The sequence below is a fragment of the Pseudomonas fluorescens genome, assembly GCF_902498065.1.
Taxonomy (GTDB): Bacteria; Pseudomonadota; Gammaproteobacteria; order Pseudomonadales; family Pseudomonadaceae; genus Aquipseudomonas; species Aquipseudomonas fluorescens_BJ.
Genome location: NZ_CABVIR010000007.1, coordinates 293,568 through 308,578 on the forward strand (window position 1 = coordinate 293,568; position 15,011 = coordinate 308,578).

The 15,011-nt window shown below is 58.3% G+C and carries 14 protein-coding genes; 13 read left to right on the forward strand and 1 reads right to left on the reverse strand.

Translation table 11 applies throughout. The features are described 5' to 3' along the window. Window positions 1–173 precede the first annotated feature (173 nt). The 7 genes from F8N43_RS23375 (at window position 174) to cyoE (ending at window position 7,425) form a co-directional block, all read left to right on the forward strand. On the forward strand, window positions 174–950 hold the full coding sequence (locus F8N43_RS23375) for an ABC transporter substrate-binding protein (RefSeq protein WP_150631909.1): 777 nt from the start codon (window positions 174–176) through the stop codon (window positions 948–950). 291 nt (window positions 951–1,241) lie between these two features. Further along, entirely contained in the window at window positions 1,242–1,751 is a 510-nt protein-coding gene (locus F8N43_RS23380; protein WP_032828589.1) for a disulfide bond formation protein B, read from the forward strand. A gap of 830 nt (window positions 1,752–2,581) precedes the next feature. Then, on the forward strand, window positions 2,582–3,526 hold the full coding sequence (cyoA, locus tag F8N43_RS23390; protein WP_150631910.1) for a ubiquinol oxidase subunit II: 945 nt from the start codon (window positions 2,582–2,584) through the stop codon (window positions 3,524–3,526). Between the two features lie 3 nt (window positions 3,527–3,529). Then, a complete protein-coding gene (gene cyoB / locus F8N43_RS23395) occupies window positions 3,530–5,560 on the forward strand; it encodes a cytochrome o ubiquinol oxidase subunit I (protein WP_150631911.1) in 2,031 nt (676 codons plus the stop codon). 3 nt (window positions 5,561–5,563) lie between these two features. After that, window positions 5,564–6,190, forward strand: coding sequence for a cytochrome o ubiquinol oxidase subunit III (locus F8N43_RS23400; protein WP_008044529.1), 627 nt, complete (start codon window positions 5,564–5,566; stop codon window positions 6,188–6,190). Further along, on the forward strand, window positions 6,191–6,526 hold the full coding sequence (gene cyoD / locus F8N43_RS23405) for a cytochrome o ubiquinol oxidase subunit IV (RefSeq protein ID WP_084320724.1): 336 nt from the start codon (window positions 6,191–6,193) through the stop codon (window positions 6,524–6,526). 11 nt (window positions 6,527–6,537) lie between these two features. Further along, window positions 6,538–7,425: a heme o synthase gene (gene cyoE / locus F8N43_RS23410; protein ID WP_150631912.1), complete on the forward strand. Its 888-nt coding sequence runs from the start codon at window positions 6,538–6,540 to the stop codon at window positions 7,423–7,425. 263 nt (window positions 7,426–7,688) lie between these two features. Here the strand turns inward: cyoE and F8N43_RS23420 are convergent, their stop codons facing one another. Next, complete coding sequence (locus F8N43_RS23420) at window positions 7,689–9,107, reverse strand: PLP-dependent aminotransferase family protein (RefSeq protein WP_150654439.1); 1,419 nt, start codon at window positions 9,105–9,107, stop codon at window positions 7,689–7,691. A gap of 148 nt (window positions 9,108–9,255) precedes the next feature. Here F8N43_RS23420 and F8N43_RS23425 point away from each other — a divergent pair, with 148 nt between their 5' ends. From F8N43_RS23425 to F8N43_RS23450, 6 genes are all read left to right on the forward strand, one after another. Next, on the forward strand, window positions 9,256–10,356 hold the full coding sequence (locus F8N43_RS23425) for a hypothetical protein (RefSeq protein WP_150631915.1): 1,101 nt from the start codon (window positions 9,256–9,258) through the stop codon (window positions 10,354–10,356). Window positions 10,357–10,398: 42 nt separating this feature from the next. Then, window positions 10,399–11,679 carry an ATP-grasp domain-containing protein gene (locus F8N43_RS23430; protein ID WP_150631916.1) on the forward strand — a complete coding sequence of 427 codons (1,281 nt, stop codon included), beginning with the start codon at window positions 10,399–10,401 and terminating at the stop codon, window positions 11,677–11,679. A gap of 49 nt (window positions 11,680–11,728) precedes the next feature. After that, window positions 11,729–12,226, forward strand: a complete 498-nt coding sequence (locus F8N43_RS23435) for a RidA family protein (protein WP_191623688.1) — start codon at window positions 11,729–11,731, stop codon at window positions 12,224–12,226. A gap of 82 nt (window positions 12,227–12,308) precedes the next feature. Further along, the gene (locus tag F8N43_RS23440) at window positions 12,309–12,776 is read left to right on the forward strand and encodes a cupin domain-containing protein (protein ID WP_150654440.1); all 468 of its coding nucleotides are present in this window, start codon (window positions 12,309–12,311) and stop codon (window positions 12,774–12,776) included. A 204-nt stretch (window positions 12,777–12,980) separates the two neighbouring features. After that, a complete protein-coding gene (yfcF, locus tag F8N43_RS23445; RefSeq protein WP_150654441.1) occupies window positions 12,981–13,625 on the forward strand; it encodes a glutathione transferase in 645 nt (214 codons plus the stop codon). 31 nt (window positions 13,626–13,656) lie between these two features. Further along, window positions 13,657–14,997: a KamA family radical SAM protein gene (locus tag F8N43_RS23450; RefSeq protein ID WP_150654442.1), complete on the forward strand. Its 1,341-nt coding sequence runs from the start codon at window positions 13,657–13,659 to the stop codon at window positions 14,995–14,997. The last annotated feature ends 14 nt before the right edge of the window (window positions 14,998–15,011 follow it).

A 15,011-nucleotide genomic window follows, 5' to 3' on the forward strand; every position in this document is an offset into this window, starting at 1 on the left:
CCCAATACCTTCATTGCTCACCACCCGACTATCGGCCAGCACATTTTCCTTCCTCTAATTGACGACTTATACATAAAAGTCCAGTATGGAATTATAAGTACAAAAAAGGCGTCCCCTGTTTCTGCTCTTTCTTCTGTCTTGCCAAACCAACAACAACCCGCGAGAGAACGAACATGAAGAAATTCCCCCTCATCACCGGTCTGGCCATGAGCCTGTTGGCGTGCAGCACTTTGTTCGCCGCCGAGAAAACCCTGCGCATCGGTATTGAAGCGGCGTACCCGCCGTTTGCGTCGAAAACCGACAAAGGCGAAATCGTCGGTTTCGACTACGACATCGGCAATGCCCTGTGCGCGCAGATGCAGGTCAAGTGCGTCTGGGTCGAAGGTGAGTTCGATGGCCTGATTCCTTCCCTGAAAGTGAAGAAAATCGACATGGCGCTGTCGTCCATGACCATCAACGAAGACCGCAAGAAGTCGGTGGACTTCACCCACAAGTACTATTTCACCTCCTCGCGACTGGTCATGAAGGAAGGCGCGGTGGTGGATGACCAGTACGCCAGCCTCAAAGGCAAAACCATCGGCGTACAGCGCGCGACCACCACCGATCGTTACGCCACCGAGGTGTTTGAACCCAAGGGCATCAACGTCAAGCGTTACGGCAACAACGAAGAGATCTACATGGACCTGGCGGCGGGTCGCCTCGACGCTATTTTTGCCGACACCATCCCGCTCAGCGACTTCCTGTCGATGCCACGAGGCAAGGGTTACGCCTTTGTCGGGCCAGAGCTCAAGGACCCGAAATATGTGGGCGAGGGCGCCGGGATTGCGGTGCGCAAGGGCAATACCGAGTTGGTCAGTCAACTGAACACGGCCATCGACGGCATTCGCGCCAGTGGCGAGTATCAGAAGATTTCGGACAAGTATTTCAAGTCTGATATCTACGGCGACTGATCAACTGCATCGCCAGCAGGCTGGCTCCCACAGGTGAATGCATTCCAAAATGAGCCAGCCTGTGAATGCATTCCAAAGTCAGAGTCCCTGTGAGTGCATTCCAGAGTGGGAGCCAGCCTGCTGGCGATGCGGTCGTGTGACCATGAAAATCTCTGGAAATAGCCCGGATTTAATCCCTTCTTAACCACCTTATCGTTTATTTCCCGACATCTATTCCATGCGCCCCGGGCTCTCCAAGGTCCGGGCCAGCGTGTAGACTTCCGGTCAATCGATATCTAGAAGGGAAACGCAATGAGCGAGGAAACGATGCGGTTGGGCCGTGAGCGGCGCTACCTGGTGTTGCTGGGCATCATCTGTCTGGCGCTGATCGGCGGCGCGCTGTACATGCAGATCGTGCTGGGCGAGGCGCCGTGCCCACTGTGCATCCTGCAGCGCTATGCCTTGCTGCTGATCGCGATTTTCGCGTTCATCGGCGCGGCAATGCGCACCCGCCGCAGCATCACGGTGTTTGAAACCCTGGTGGTGATCTGCGCCCTGGCGGGCGTCGGCGTAGCCGGGCATCACGTCTATACCCAGTTCTATCCCGCGGTCAGCTGTGGCATCGACGTGTTGCAACCGATTGTCGACGGTCTGCCGCTGGCGAAGATCTTCCCGCTGGGGTTCCAGGTCGACGGTTTCTGCTCCACGCCGTATCCGCCGATCCTCGGTCTGTCGCTGGCGCAATGGGCGCTGATCGCCTTTGTCCTGGTGGTGGTGCTGGTGCCGTTGCTCACCTCGCGCAACCGCAAGGCACTGCGCTGAGGTCATTCGCCGCATCGCTGCATAACACCTGAAAACGCCCCGGCCCTCGTTGAGAGAGCCGGGGCGTTTTGCGTTTCAGGGTGTGGGTAAAAAAAGACCTTGATGCACGACAAGAACGGGTGCGGCGCATGTGCGACATGTTGTCACAGCGCGAGTGTCGCAAGGCGTTTCAACGAGTCGGATTGGCATGCGTAGACGCAATGAAATGGGTCTTCTAATTTCGCTGCTGGCTTTAATGCTCTCAACCTGGAACAGGCAGTTTTAACAGGCCCTGGCAAATTGCCAGAAGCCTTGTCGCATGGGGGTTGAGGCAGGATAGAGGGAAGAGGCAGAGGCTTGGATACTGTCTGAACTGCGCGTGGTAGCCCTACTTTTTTTGGTGTTTTTGTTGAGAATGAATTTCGATAAGATGCCGCACTTTTGCGAAAACCGTTAATGATTGTTGCTGGAATGGATAAAAATTATTTCGGGATGAGACATGGTTTATGAATCGTTACATATCTACAATCGCCCGCACTGAATTCCCGGCACTGCTCACCCTGCTTCAGGTGCTTGAGCAGCAATAGGACGTCGAGAGGCCAGATGGCTTCATGCGACGCCTCTGGTGTCGGTGCCTTCCAACTATCCGCACCAAATGGAATTGGTCTGTAACAAGGCCTTTGACCACGAATTCGAATAAGAACTCACCGCTTGCCCAGGATTTGTCGAGCAGCGTCTGACGCGCGACGGGCAGCCCTTATTCAATCCAAGAAAATGCCAACCCTTGGCAGGGTGAAGTGTTGGCGATCAAAACCCAACTGCATTGCGCAAGCTGCTTTAGAGGTCGTGAGATGAGTAAAAACAGGTACCCCAGACTACTAGGCTTATTGCCGCTGATCGGCACTTTGCTGCTGTCAGGCTGCAACATGACCTTGCTCGATCCCAAGGGCCAGGTTGGCCTGGATGAGCGAAACCTGATCATCACCGCAACGCTGCTGATGCTGTTGGTCGTGGTTCCGGTCATCGTCATGACGTTCCTGTTCGCCTGGAAATACCGCGCGTCCAACACCGACGCCGTGTACACGCCGAAGTGGTCGCACTCCACCAAGATCGAGATCGCGGTGTGGGCTGTTCCCGTGCTGATCATCATTGCCCTGGGGTACGTCACCTACAAGTCGACCCACGCACTGGACCCTTACAAGCCGCTGGTCTCCGACGTCAAGCCGATCACCATTGAAGTGGTCGCGCTGGACTGGAAGTGGATGTTCATCTATCCGGAGCAAGGCATCGCCACCGTCAACAAGATCGTGTTCCCGGCACACACGCCGATCAACTTCAAGGTGACTTCGGACTCCGTGATGAACTCGTTCTTCATCCCGGCGCTGGGCGGCCAGATCTACGCGATGGCCGGCATGCAGACCAAACTGCACCTGATCGCCAACCAGAACGCTGAAATGGACGGTATCTCCGCCAACTACAGCGGTGCTGGTTTCACCGGTATGAAATTCAAGGCTATCGCCACTTCCCAGGAAGATTTCGACGCCTGGGTAAGTGAAGTCAAGAAGTCACCTAAACAGCTTGATCAAGCTGAATACGCAGCCCTTGCCAAACCGAGCCAGAACAACCCAGTCGAGCTCTACTCCTCGGTCACGCCGAACCAGTTCCAGATCATCGTTGACAAGTACGAAGGTATGAAGCCGGGCAAGCCGCTGAAGCACGAGAAGAAAGAGAAAGAAGTGGCCCACGTGGAAGGGATGGACATGAGTTCGCATTCAGCTGCCGGGGCAGAGGAGTAAACGATGTTTGGTAAATTAAGTTGGGAAGCGGTCCCGTTCCACGAACCGATCGTGATGATTACCATCGCCATGATCGCGCTCGGTGGTCTGGCGCTGTTCGCTGCAATCACTTATTTCAAGAAGTGGACTTACTTGTGGACCGAGTGGTTGACCTCGGTCGACCACAAGAAAATCGGCGTGATGTACATCATCGTTGCCATGGTCATGCTGCTGCGCGGTTTTGCCGACGCCATCATGATGCGTACCCAGTTGGCCATGGCCACCGAGGGTTCGCCTGGCTACCTGCCGCCTGAACACTATGACCAGATCTTCACCGCTCACGGTGTGATCATGATCATCTTCATGGCGATGCCATTCTTCACCGGCCTGATGAACCTTGCAGTGCCGCTGCAGATCGGCGCGCGTGACGTTGCCTACCCGTTCCTGAACTCCCTGAGCTTCTGGCTGCTGGTCTCCGGCGTCGTGCTGATCAACCTGTCCCTGGGCGTCGGCGAATTCGCCAAGACCGGCTGGGTTGCCTATCCGCCGCTGTCGGGCCTGCAATACAGCCCGGGCGTGGGGATGGATTACTACATCTGGGCGCTACAGCTATCCGGGTTGGGTACGACGCTGACGGGGGTCAACTTCCTCGCCACCGTGCTGAAAATGCGTACCCCTGGCATGAAACTGATGGACATGCCGATCTTCACCTGGACCTGCACCTGGGCCAACGTCCTGATCGTGGCTTCGTTCCCGATCCTGACCGCTACCCTGGCACTGCTGACGCTTGACCGTTACATGGATTTCCACATTTTCACCAATGAACTTGGTGGCAATCCGATGATGTACGTCAACCTCTTCTGGGCCTGGGGTCACCCCGAGGTTTACATCTTGATTCTGCCGGCGTTCGGGATCTTCTCCGAAGTCATCTCGACCTTCACCGGCAAGCGTCTGTTCGGTCACCACTCGATGGTCTACGCCTCGGGCGCGATCTCGATCCTGGGCTTCATGGTCTGGCTGCACCACTTCTTCACCATGGGTTCGGGTGCCAGCGTCAACGCCTTCTTCGGTCTGGCGACGATGCTGATTTCGATCCCGACGGGGGTGAAGCTATTCAACTGGCTGTTCACCATCTACCAGGGCCGTCTGCGTTTCACCAGCCAGGTTCTGTGGACCTTGGGTTTCATGGTGACCTTCGCCATCGGCGGTATGACCGGCGTACTGCTGGCCATCCCGGGTGCTGACTTCGTGCTGCACAACAGCCTGTTCGTGATCGCGCACTTCCATAACGTGATCATCGGCGGCGCGGTATTCGGTTACATCGCCGGCTTCGGTTTCTACTTCCCTAAAGCGTTCGGCTTCAAGCTGCACGAAGGTTGGGGCAAGGCAGCGTTCTGGTTCTGGATCACCGGCTTCTTCGTCGCGTTCATGCCGCTCTACGTACTGGGCTTCATGGGCATGACCCGTCGTCTGAACGCCACCACCAACCCTGAGTGGGTGCCGTACCTGTACGTCGCCATGTTCGGTGCGGTGATGATCGCCGTCGGCATCGCTTGCCAGTTGATTCAGCTGTACGTCAGCGTGCGTGACCGCAACAAGCCAGAAAACATGTGCGAACACGGCGACCCGTGGAATGCCCACACGCTGGAGTGGTCGACCTCGTCGCCACCACCGTTCTACAACTTCGCTGTGCTGCCAAAAGCAGAAACCATCGATCCGTTCACCGAAGCCAAGGAAAACGGTACCGCGTACCAGGCTCCGGCCAAGTACGAACCGATCCACATGCCAAACAACACCGCGACCGGTGTGGTCATGGGTGCTCTGTTGACCGTGTTCGGTTTCGCGATGATCTGGCACATCTGGTGGTTGGCTGCATTCGGCCTGATCGGCACCGTGGTGTACTTCGTGATCCACGCTGCACGTGATGATCAAGGCTATATGGTGCCGGTCGACGTGATCGAGCGCATCGAAGCCGAGCAGCACAAGCGTCTGGTAGCGGCCGGGAAAGTTCCAGCCTCCGCCACCCGTGTTGAAACCTCGTTGGAACAGGCTTAAACCATGTCGAACTTAGTGACCAATGCTGGACACACCCATGTCGATGGACATGGGCACGATGACCATCACCACGACTCGGGCGAGATGACCGTATTCGGTTTCTGGCTCTACCTGATGACCGACTGCATCCTGTTTGCATCGATCTTCGCGGCGTACGCGGTACTGGTTAACAACGTAGCGGGTGGCCCGTCGGGCCACGACATCTTCGAGCTGCCGTACGTACTGGGCGAAACCGCTCTGCTGCTGTTCAGCTCGATCACCTACGGCTTCGCCATGCTGGCGTTGTTCAAGGGCAAGAAGAACCAGGTTTTGGGCTGGCTGGCCATGACCTTCCTGTTCGGCGCCGGCTTCATCGGCATGGAAATCAACGAGTTCCACGTGTTGATTTCCGAGGGCTTCGGTCCTAGCCGCAGCGGCTTCCTGTCCGGGTTCTTCACCCTGGTCGGTACCCACGGTCTGCACGTGACCAGCGGTCTGATCTGGATGGCGATCATGATGTATCAGGTGCAGAAAAACGGCCTGACGGCGACCAACAAGACCCGTCTGAGCTGCCTGAGCCTGTTCTGGCACTTCCTGGACGTGGTGTGGATCTGCGTATTCACCGTTGTTTATCTGATGGGGACTATGTAAATGGCTAACGCTCATTCCCACGATAGCCACGACGCCGGCCACGGCAGCGTCAAGTCTTACGCTATCGGTTTCATCCTGTCGGTGATCCTGACCGTCATTCCTTTCGGCCTGGTGATGTACCCGTCGCTGCCGAAATCGCTCACCCTGTGGATCGTCCTGGCGTTTGCAGTGATCCAGGTGCTGGTGCACCTGGTGTACTTCCTGCACCTGGACCGTTCCGCCGCGCAGCGTAACAACGTGATTGCATTTGTGTTCGCCGCGATCGTGATTGTCCTGCTGGTTGGCCTGTCGCTGTGGATCATGTTCAGCATCCACACCAACATGATGGCGAAGTGAGGTAAGTCCGGATGTCCTTGAAGCACTTTATCCAAATCACCAAACCGGGGATCATTTTCGGTAACGTGCTTTCAGTGGCAGGCGGATTTTTCCTGGCCTCGAAAGGGCATGTCGATCTGGCCATTTTCCTGGCCGCCATGATCGGCACGTCCCTGGTGGTGGCTTCCGGTTGCGTGTTCAACAACTGCATCGACCGCGACATCGACATCAAGATGGAACGCACCAAGAACCGGGTGCTGGTCCAGGGCTTGATCTCCCTGAAACTGGCCCTGATCTTCGCGACCGTCCTGGGTGTTGCCGGCGTTGCGTTGTTGTACAAGGTGGCCAACCCGTTGGCCGCGCTGTTCGCAGTGATCGGTTTCGTCATCTACGTCGGTTTCTACAGCCTGTACCTCAAGCGCAAGTCGGTTCACGGCACGCTGGTGGGCAGTCTGTCGGGCGCGATGCCGCCGGTGATTGGCTACGTGGCTGTGACCAACAGCTTCGACATGGCTGCACTGACGCTGCTGGTGATGTTCAGCCTGTGGCAGATGCCGCATTCCTACGCCATCGCGATCTTCCGCTTCAACGATTACCTGGCCGCCTCGATTCCGGTGCTGCCGGTGAAGCGCGGGATTCAAGTGGCGAAGAAGCACATCCTGATCTACATCCTGGCCTTCCTCGTGGCGACCTTGATGCTGACCTTCAGCGGCTACGCCGGCATGAGCTACCTCGCCGTCGCCGCAGCCATGGGCATGTACTGGTTGTACATGGCCTGGACCGGCTACAAGGCAGTGGATGACACGGTCTGGGCACGCAAGCTGTTTGTGTTCTCGATCTTCACCATTACCGCGTTGAGCGTGATGATGTCCCTGGACTTCAAAGTGCCGACCGAGCTGCTGCTGACGTACGCGCCTTAAGCGTCGGATGCTGTAAAGAAAAACCCCGCCTTCGTGAGAAGTGCGGGGTTTTTTATTGCGTGTGCTCGGGTGGACTGTGTCGCCCCGTTCGCGAGCAAGCTTGTTCCTGCAATTAAACCTGCGTAGCCGCAATTTTTGTGTCCGCCGCCAAACCCTTGTGGGAGCGAGCCTGCTCGCGATGGCGGTACATCAGGCGACATCAATGCTCGATGTGTCGGCCTCTTCGCGAGCAGGCTCGCTCCCACAGGGACGGTGGTGGTCAGTTACTGACTTGGTGTGTCCAGCAACCGCAAGAACCGCTCCCGCACCTGCAGGTTATCGCTGTGCGCCACGTTGAAACGCAGGAAGTGACTGGCATCCGGCGCTTTGCTGAGCAGGGTGCCGGGCGCCAGCACCAGGTCAATATCCAGCCCCTTCCTCGCCAGCGTTTCGGCATGATGCCCTTCGGGCAATCGCGTCCAGAGAAACAACCCTTCATGGGGCAGCGATGAAACCGAGCAACCGGCTTCCACCAACCAACGGCTCACCCGACTGCTCGACTCGTAAAGCCGATCCACCGTGCGCCGGGTGTGTTTGGCGTAGCTGCCGTCACTGAGCATCGTGCAGATAATCTGCTCCGCCAGTTCCGACGTCATGCCACCGCAGGCCATTTTCAGGGTGACCATCCGTGCCGCCAGTTGCGGCGAAAGCACCGCATAGCTGACCCGACTGTTGGCCGTCAGGGTCTTGGAGAAGCCAGAAACGTAACTGACGTTGTCCAGCCCGCCCGCTGCCAGGCGCGGTGTCGTTCGTTGCTGCATATCGCAATACAAATCGTCTTCGACGATGTGAAAACCATATCGGTGGCTCAACTCCAGCAAGCGATAGACCTGCGCCGGGGAGAACGAGTGCCCGGTCGGGTTGTGCAGGGTGTTGTTGGTCATGTAGAGCACGGGCCGATGGACAATCAGCAATTGCTCGAAGGCGTCCAGGTCCATGCCCTCAGCGGCACGGGGAATGGTGATGACCCGGGCGCCATGCAAGGCCAGGTTGGTGTGCATGGTGAAGTAGCAGGGGTCGTCGAGCAGCACCGTGTCGCCGGGTTTGACCAGCAGGCGCATCAGCATGTCGATGGCCTGCACGGTGTTGGCGGTGGTGATGATCTGGTCCACCGGCACTTCGATGCCCAAGGTCGCCAGTTTGACCCGCAACGCTTCGCGCAGCGGCAAATAACCGGCGGCGACGCCGTACTCGCCCATGCGCAGGGAGGTGGCGCGCAGGGTGCCGCGCACGGCTTTCAACAATTCTTCTGCCGGCAGCCACGAGGACGGCAGGAAACCGGCACCTGGGCGTAGCGCGCCGTTGTCCTGCAGTACCGCGCGGCGGACCACGCTCAGTGTGTCTTGAGGTTGCAGGTCGGGGCCGGCATCGGTCTTGAGCGTGAGGCTGGAACGGTGCACGTAATGCCCCGAACCCTGGCGTGAAACCACCAGACCCTTGGCGCGCAAGCGGTCCAGCGCATCCACCACCGTGGACTTGCCCACGTTCATCAACTCGGAAAGTTCGCGAATCGGCGGCAGCCGCGAGCCGTGAGGCAGCCCGCCCTGGCTGATCACCACCGACAATTGATCGACAATCTGCTGGACCAGCGGCACTCCCGGCTGGAACTCGATGGCGGCGATCACTGCTCGCTGAACCTGCATTTTACTGGTCTCTCCGGCAGTAAAGTTCGTTTGATTCTATACGAACTTGCTCTGATGAAAACAAGCGACTCTCTCTACCATCACCTTACAGACTTTCCTGATTGTTCGCGCTGAACGCCTGAATAATCGCTGGTTCCAGAGGTGTTGCATGAGTGTTCAAACAACGGTCGCCGTCGCTAAACCGGTGATTAACATTCGCCTGTTCACGATTCGAATCATCACTGCCGTGTCGCTGTTCGCGGTGCTGGGCAAGGCCAACGTCTGGCTCGACACTGCCACCAACAGCATCCTCGCCCTCGGGTATCGCGCGTTATTGCTGTTACTGCCGCTGACGCTATTGGTGCTGGGCCGTCGCTCCCTGAGCGTCACACTGATGTGTGCCGCCCTTGGGCTGGTATTACTCGCGGTCACCAGCAATCAGGGCATGGTGATGTTCGCCGCCGCGTTGTTCGCCTACGGCATTGCCATTGCCGGTTATCTGATCAAGAGCGAAGCCGCCCAGACCAAAGAGGGCGCGGCCTACAACCGCGTCGCCATGAACATGGGCAGTCTGGTGGCGGGGCTGATCCTGCTCTCGCCGCTGCTGACCCCGACGATGTTTTTTCTCGGCGCCGCCAGTTTTGTCCTGCTGTGCCTGCCCATCGCCATGGGCGCGACCTTCACCACGCAATCGACGGTCGCCCAACCGACCACCCACGACGGCAGCGGCTGGCGCAACAAACTGCCGTGGGTGATCGCCGGGATCATCATGGGCATCAAGCTGTTCGGCGTGTTCTCGATCCTGCCCCAGGCAATCCTGCTCAAAACCGGTGAACTGCCGGCCTGGTATGGCCTGATGCTGATCCTCAACAGCGCCGTGGTGGTCTTCGCCCAGGTGCCGGTGATGAAACTGATCGAACGTACCGGGCGCTTCAAGGTGGTGGCCGTCATCGGGATCATCATCGGTGGTTTCGCGGTGCTCTCGTCACCGGCGGCGTTCCACGTCGAAACCCTCGCCGGCGCGTTGATCTGGGTGGCGCTGCTGTCCATCGCCGAGTGCGCGTTCAGCTACCTCGATTACTTCTCCGTCAAACAAAACAACATGTTCGTCAAGGAAGTGTCCCTGGGCGTCGGTGCCGGGCTGACGGTGCTGATCATGCGGGTGATGCCGCCGTCCTATAGCGCTCTGGTACTGGCTGCCATCGGCGCGGGCGGCATCCTCGCCTGGTACTGGTTCAACCGCAGAGCCAACGCGTCACTGCACGACTGAGTCACCGCGTTTGCGTTTTTTACTCCACAGGTCGGAGGTTTCATGAGCACCACGTCATGCGTAGTAGTGGTCGGGTACAACGGCAACCGGGTTCACGATATCCAGAAGCTGCGCGACCTCTGCAAAAAACTCTACGACGCCCGGTTGATCCTGCTGGTCGAGAATATTCAGCCTGATGACGACCAGGTGGCCGATCACGTCTGCAGCACGTCCCTGGCGCCGGAAGACGTCACCGACTCCCTGGAACTGGTGGCGGGGTGCTTGAATGCCGATCACTGGAAGCTGATCGGCGTGCTGCCGTTTTCCGACCGTGGCGTACTGCTCGGCGCGGCGCTGGCGAGCCATTACGGTTTGCCCGGCATCACCCCGGCCGAGGCGCGTGCGGGGTTGGATAAACAAATCTTTCGCAAGCTGGAAGCGGCGGCCGAGCGTTCGCCGGAAGATTATCGTGCGGTGTTTTCCGTGCGCATCGACAGTCTCGCGGAGCTGCGTCAACGGGTCGTTGAGCTGGGCGGTAAAGCCTTCATCAAACCCGCCTGCGAAGGCGCGAGCAGAGGTTGTCGGGTCATCCATCATCCGTCCGAATGCGATGAGGCGTGGCAGGCACTCAAGCCGTATCGCGAGGGCGGCATCGTCCTTGAAGAGTTGATCCAGAACGCCCGGGAATACAGCTGGGATTTCGTCGCGGGCAGCACGTGGGTCACTGAGAAAACCACCACCGAAGGCGCCTATCGCGCGGAAATCCAGCAAGTGGTGCCGGCACCGCTGGCGGCAGACGTGCAGGCCCGGCTGGCGGCCGCCGGACGACACATGTCCGGGTTGGTCTCGCTGGATAACGGCGCGTACCACAACGAGGTGTTCCTGCGCGCCGACGGCCTGACGTCGGCGGTGGAAACCAACATGCGCCCCGGCGGCATGCATATCTGGGACCTGGCCAGGCTGGCGTTCGTCGATTTCGATCCATGGGAGCGCTGGGTCAGATGGGCGGTAGAAGGCAAGACCGACCATCACGATCCCGTTGCACGGGGCTATTGCGGCATCCGTCTACTTCGGGCGTCGGCCGGCGGACTGCTGCGCTACGTGCCGGACATCGAGTCCCTGGCCCGGGATCTGAACATCGATCTGGTGGAAGGGGTTTACGCCAAACGCCTCAGTGATTCGGTCACCGCACTGGTGAAGGACAACACCTCGTTTATCGGCCACATCGTGTTGTTCAGCGAAGACTACGGACGGCTCAGCGACAACCTGCTGCGCCTGGCGGACGCCATCGAGTCACGTGTCGAAGTCACCTGTCTGGCAGCGCCGGCGAGAGCCATGGGTTGAGTCTCGCGGATCTGCGCTTTGGTATTTTTGAGTTGAGAGGATTGTTTCAATGATCGAGCAAAAAATGACCTGTGATGAACGCTTTATAGCCCTGGCGAAAGAGCTCGACTATGACATCTACGGCGAGAACACCGCGGGCGGTCATTACGTGCCGCTGATTCGGCATCACGATGAGCTCTATCTCAGCGGTCTGGTGCCACGCATGACGGGCAAAATCCAGTACCCCGGCAGAGTGGGGCTGGAGCTCAGCCTGAGCGATGCGCAAGCGGCCGCCAGTATCAGCGCCATGCGCGGGCTGGCCCTGATCGTCGATGCCATCGGCTCGCTGGACAAAATAAAGTCGCTGATACGTATCACGGTCTACGTGAAATCCACGGCGGACTTTGTTGACCTCAGCGAAGTTGCCAACGGTGCGTCGGATGTCTTCAGTCATGTACTGGGCGATGCGGGCAAACATACTCGAACCACGGTCGGCGTTTATCAGTTACCGAAAAATGCCGCCGTGGAAGTTGACATGATTGTGGCGCTTCGGCCTTCGGTGTTGTGAGTGTTAGTGTGCCGACTTTACAGCGATCAATTGTTCGCCTAGTGTCTGGTCACTTAACTCGCTAATCAGTCGGTGTTTGCGGATGAATAACATTCAAGGTGGGTTTTTTTCATATAAAGACTTTCGTCAGAGTTTAACCCGCCCGCCGGTGAATGCACGGGTGTGGAAGGGCGATGAACTGACCGATATGCGTCAGAGCCTTGCGGCCAGCGAGGTGGACATTGTGGCCCTGGCTCACCATGACAGCAGCGAAGGTTGCAAACTGACGCCAGGGATGGCGGTGTCGATGCAATGGTTGAAACCCGGCACGGAGCTGAACGGTCATGCTCATTCATGGTGGCACCTGTTCATCATTCAGTCCGGCAGCGGCACCTTGACCCTGGGCGATGCCGATGCAGTGAACATCAGCTCCGGCGACGTGTTGCTGGTGCCGGCCTGGACCCGGCACGGCTTCGTCAACACCAGCGCCACTGAGCCGCTGGCCATGCTGAACATGAGCAACATGCCCCAGATGGCGCTGCTCTCCAATGCTGCAGACGCCACGGTCTGACACGCTCAATCAGCCCCGTCACTGTCCCAGGGAGTCCGCATTCGCCGACTCCCTTTTTCATTTCTGACACCTCCTGGCCATGGCTCTTTTGAGTTTCTGTATCCGTAGAAACAGATAATTTCTGTATCTGTTCAGCACCTGAGCAACTAACTACGATCGATTCCAATGCAACGGATTATTGTGGTTAGTGCAAGGGAGCGTTCTATGGATAGTACGAAGCTGAAACTCTATGTCGGCGCAGATTTTGTCAGCGCTTTTGCAATGTCGGCATTTGTGGCGTTGAAAGAGAAGCAACTTTCATTTGAACTTGTCACGGTGGACTTGAAGGCTCGCGATAACTACCTGGCGAATTATCGTGATGTATCGCTGACCTGCAAGATTCCCACTCTGGTTCATGATGGTTTTGCGCTGTCGGAATCTTCGGCCATTGCCGAATACCTGGAAGACATAGCGCCGGGGCATAAAAAGCTGTTCCCGCTCGACATCAAACAGCGCGCTCGCGCCCGTCAACTCCAGGCATGGCTGCGCAGTGATTTGTTGGTGATTCGCAAAGAGCGTCCGGCAGACCTCATCTACTTCGGCAAGAAAGACAACCCGTTGTCCGACGAGGCCTTGGCTGCGGTCGCAAGGCTGTTCTTCGTGGCGGACCGGTTGCTGGAGGAGGGCGCCGATCACCTGTTCGGTGACTGGAGCATTGCCGACACCGACCTGGCAATCATGCTCAACCGACTGCTCGCCAATGGCGATCGCGTGCCTCAGCGGCTCGCGGCCTATGTGCGTCGGCAGTGGGATCGCGACAGCGTTCGGGCATGGATGGACATAGAGCGCGCAGCGCCGGTCATCCAGTAACTCACGCCAGGCAATCACCAGGAGCGCTGCCATGCAGGGACCGTCGGAGCAGGAAAGATTCAAACCCTACAACTCACGCACCATTCTCGACACACCGTACTGGCAGAAACTGACGCCAGCGTTGCAGGAAGCCATGACGGTGGTGGCGCGGGTCATGCCGTTTCGCACCAATGAATACGTGCTGGGCACGCTGATCGACTGGGACAACATCCCGGACGATCCGATTTTTCGCATGACGTTTCCGCACAAGGACATGCTGCTGCCGGATGAGTATGCGTCGCTCAAGCAATTGATCGAACGGGACGACGCCGTCGCCATCAAGCGGCGGATCGAGGCGATCTGGTTGCGCATGAACCCGCATCCGGCCGGGCAGCTGACGCACAACGGCGCGACCCTCGACGGAAAAGTCCTGCCGGGCATTCAGCACAAGTACCGCGAGACTGTGCTGTTTTTCCCCGGCGCCGGTCAGACGTGTCACGCCTACTGCACGTTCTGCTTCCGCTGGGCGCAGTTCATCGGCGAGGAAGAACTCAAGTTCAACGCGCGTGAGTCCCAGGAGCTGGTGAATTACCTGCGGGTGCACACTGAAGTGACGGACGTGCTGATCACCGGTGGCGATCCGATGATCATGAACACCCGGTCGCTGGCCGGTTACATCGAGCCGCTGCTGGCGCTGCCGCACCTCAAAAGCATCCGCATCGGCACCAAGTCCGTGGCGTACTGGCCGCAGCGGTTTGTCAGCGACAAGGACGCGCCGGAACTGCTGGATCTGTTTAAACGCATTGTCGCGGCCGGGAAAAATCTGTCGGTCATGGGGCACTACAACCACCCGGTCGAGATTCGTCAGGACATCGCCCGGCAGGCCATCGAGCGCATTCGGTCCACCGGAGCGACGTTGCGCATGCAGGCGCCGGTGATCCGCCACATCAACGAAAACCCTGGGGATTGGGCCGAACTGTGGACCGAGGGAGTGCGGCTGGGCGCGGTGCCTTATTACATGTTTGTCGAGCGCGATACCGGCCCCAGCCACTACTTTGCAATGCCGTTGGCGCGGGCCTTCGAGATCTTCCAGGCGGCTTACCGCACGGTCTCCGGGCTGGCGCGCACCGTGCGCGGGCCGTCCATGAGCACCTTCTACGGCAAGGTGCTGATTAACGGCATCGAGACCGTGGCCGGGGAAAAAGTCTTCGTGTTGCAGTTTCTCCAGGCCCGGGACCCGCAATGGGTGTTGCGCACGTTCTACGCGCGCTTTGATCCGAACGCGACCTGGTTCGATGAGTTGCGGCCAGCGTTTGGCGAGCGCTCGTTCTTCTTTCAGCCAGAGCCTGTTGCGGCGCCCGAATTAATACCGGTCCTGCTCGAAACGGCGTAGGACGATTCATCAGG

Excerpts from the sequence above, each read along its gene's own strand:
- F8N43_RS23375 (WP_150631909.1), top strand. The coding sequence starts at position 174 with ATGAAGAAATTCCCCCTCATCACCGGTCTGGCCATGAGCCTGTTGGCG.
- F8N43_RS23380 (WP_032828589.1), top strand. The coding sequence starts at position 1,242 with ATGAGCGAGGAAACGATGCGGTTGGGCCGTGAGCGGCGCTACCTGGTG.
- cyoA (WP_150631910.1), top strand. The coding sequence starts at position 2,582 with ATGAGTAAAAACAGGTACCCCAGACTACTAGGCTTATTGCCGCTGATC.
- cyoB (WP_150631911.1), top strand. The coding sequence starts at position 3,530 with ATGTTTGGTAAATTAAGTTGGGAAGCGGTCCCGTTCCACGAACCGATC.
- F8N43_RS23400 (WP_008044529.1), top strand. The coding sequence starts at position 5,564 with ATGTCGAACTTAGTGACCAATGCTGGACACACCCATGTCGATGGACAT.
- cyoD (WP_084320724.1), top strand. The coding sequence starts at position 6,191 with ATGGCTAACGCTCATTCCCACGATAGCCACGACGCCGGCCACGGCAGC.
- cyoE (WP_150631912.1), top strand. The coding sequence starts at position 6,538 with ATGTCCTTGAAGCACTTTATCCAAATCACCAAACCGGGGATCATTTTC.
- F8N43_RS23420 (WP_150654439.1), bottom strand. The coding sequence starts at position 9,107 with ATGCAGGTTCAGCGAGCAGTGATCGCCGCCATCGAGTTCCAGCCGGGA.
- F8N43_RS23425 (WP_150631915.1), top strand. The coding sequence starts at position 9,256 with ATGAGTGTTCAAACAACGGTCGCCGTCGCTAAACCGGTGATTAACATT.
- F8N43_RS23430 (WP_150631916.1), top strand. The coding sequence starts at position 10,399 with ATGAGCACCACGTCATGCGTAGTAGTGGTCGGGTACAACGGCAACCGG.
- F8N43_RS23435 (WP_191623688.1), top strand. The coding sequence starts at position 11,729 with ATGATCGAGCAAAAAATGACCTGTGATGAACGCTTTATAGCCCTGGCG.
- F8N43_RS23440 (WP_150654440.1), top strand. The coding sequence starts at position 12,309 with ATGAATAACATTCAAGGTGGGTTTTTTTCATATAAAGACTTTCGTCAG.
- yfcF (WP_150654441.1), top strand. The coding sequence starts at position 12,981 with ATGGATAGTACGAAGCTGAAACTCTATGTCGGCGCAGATTTTGTCAGC.
- F8N43_RS23450 (WP_150654442.1), top strand. The coding sequence starts at position 13,657 with ATGCAGGGACCGTCGGAGCAGGAAAGATTCAAACCCTACAACTCACGC.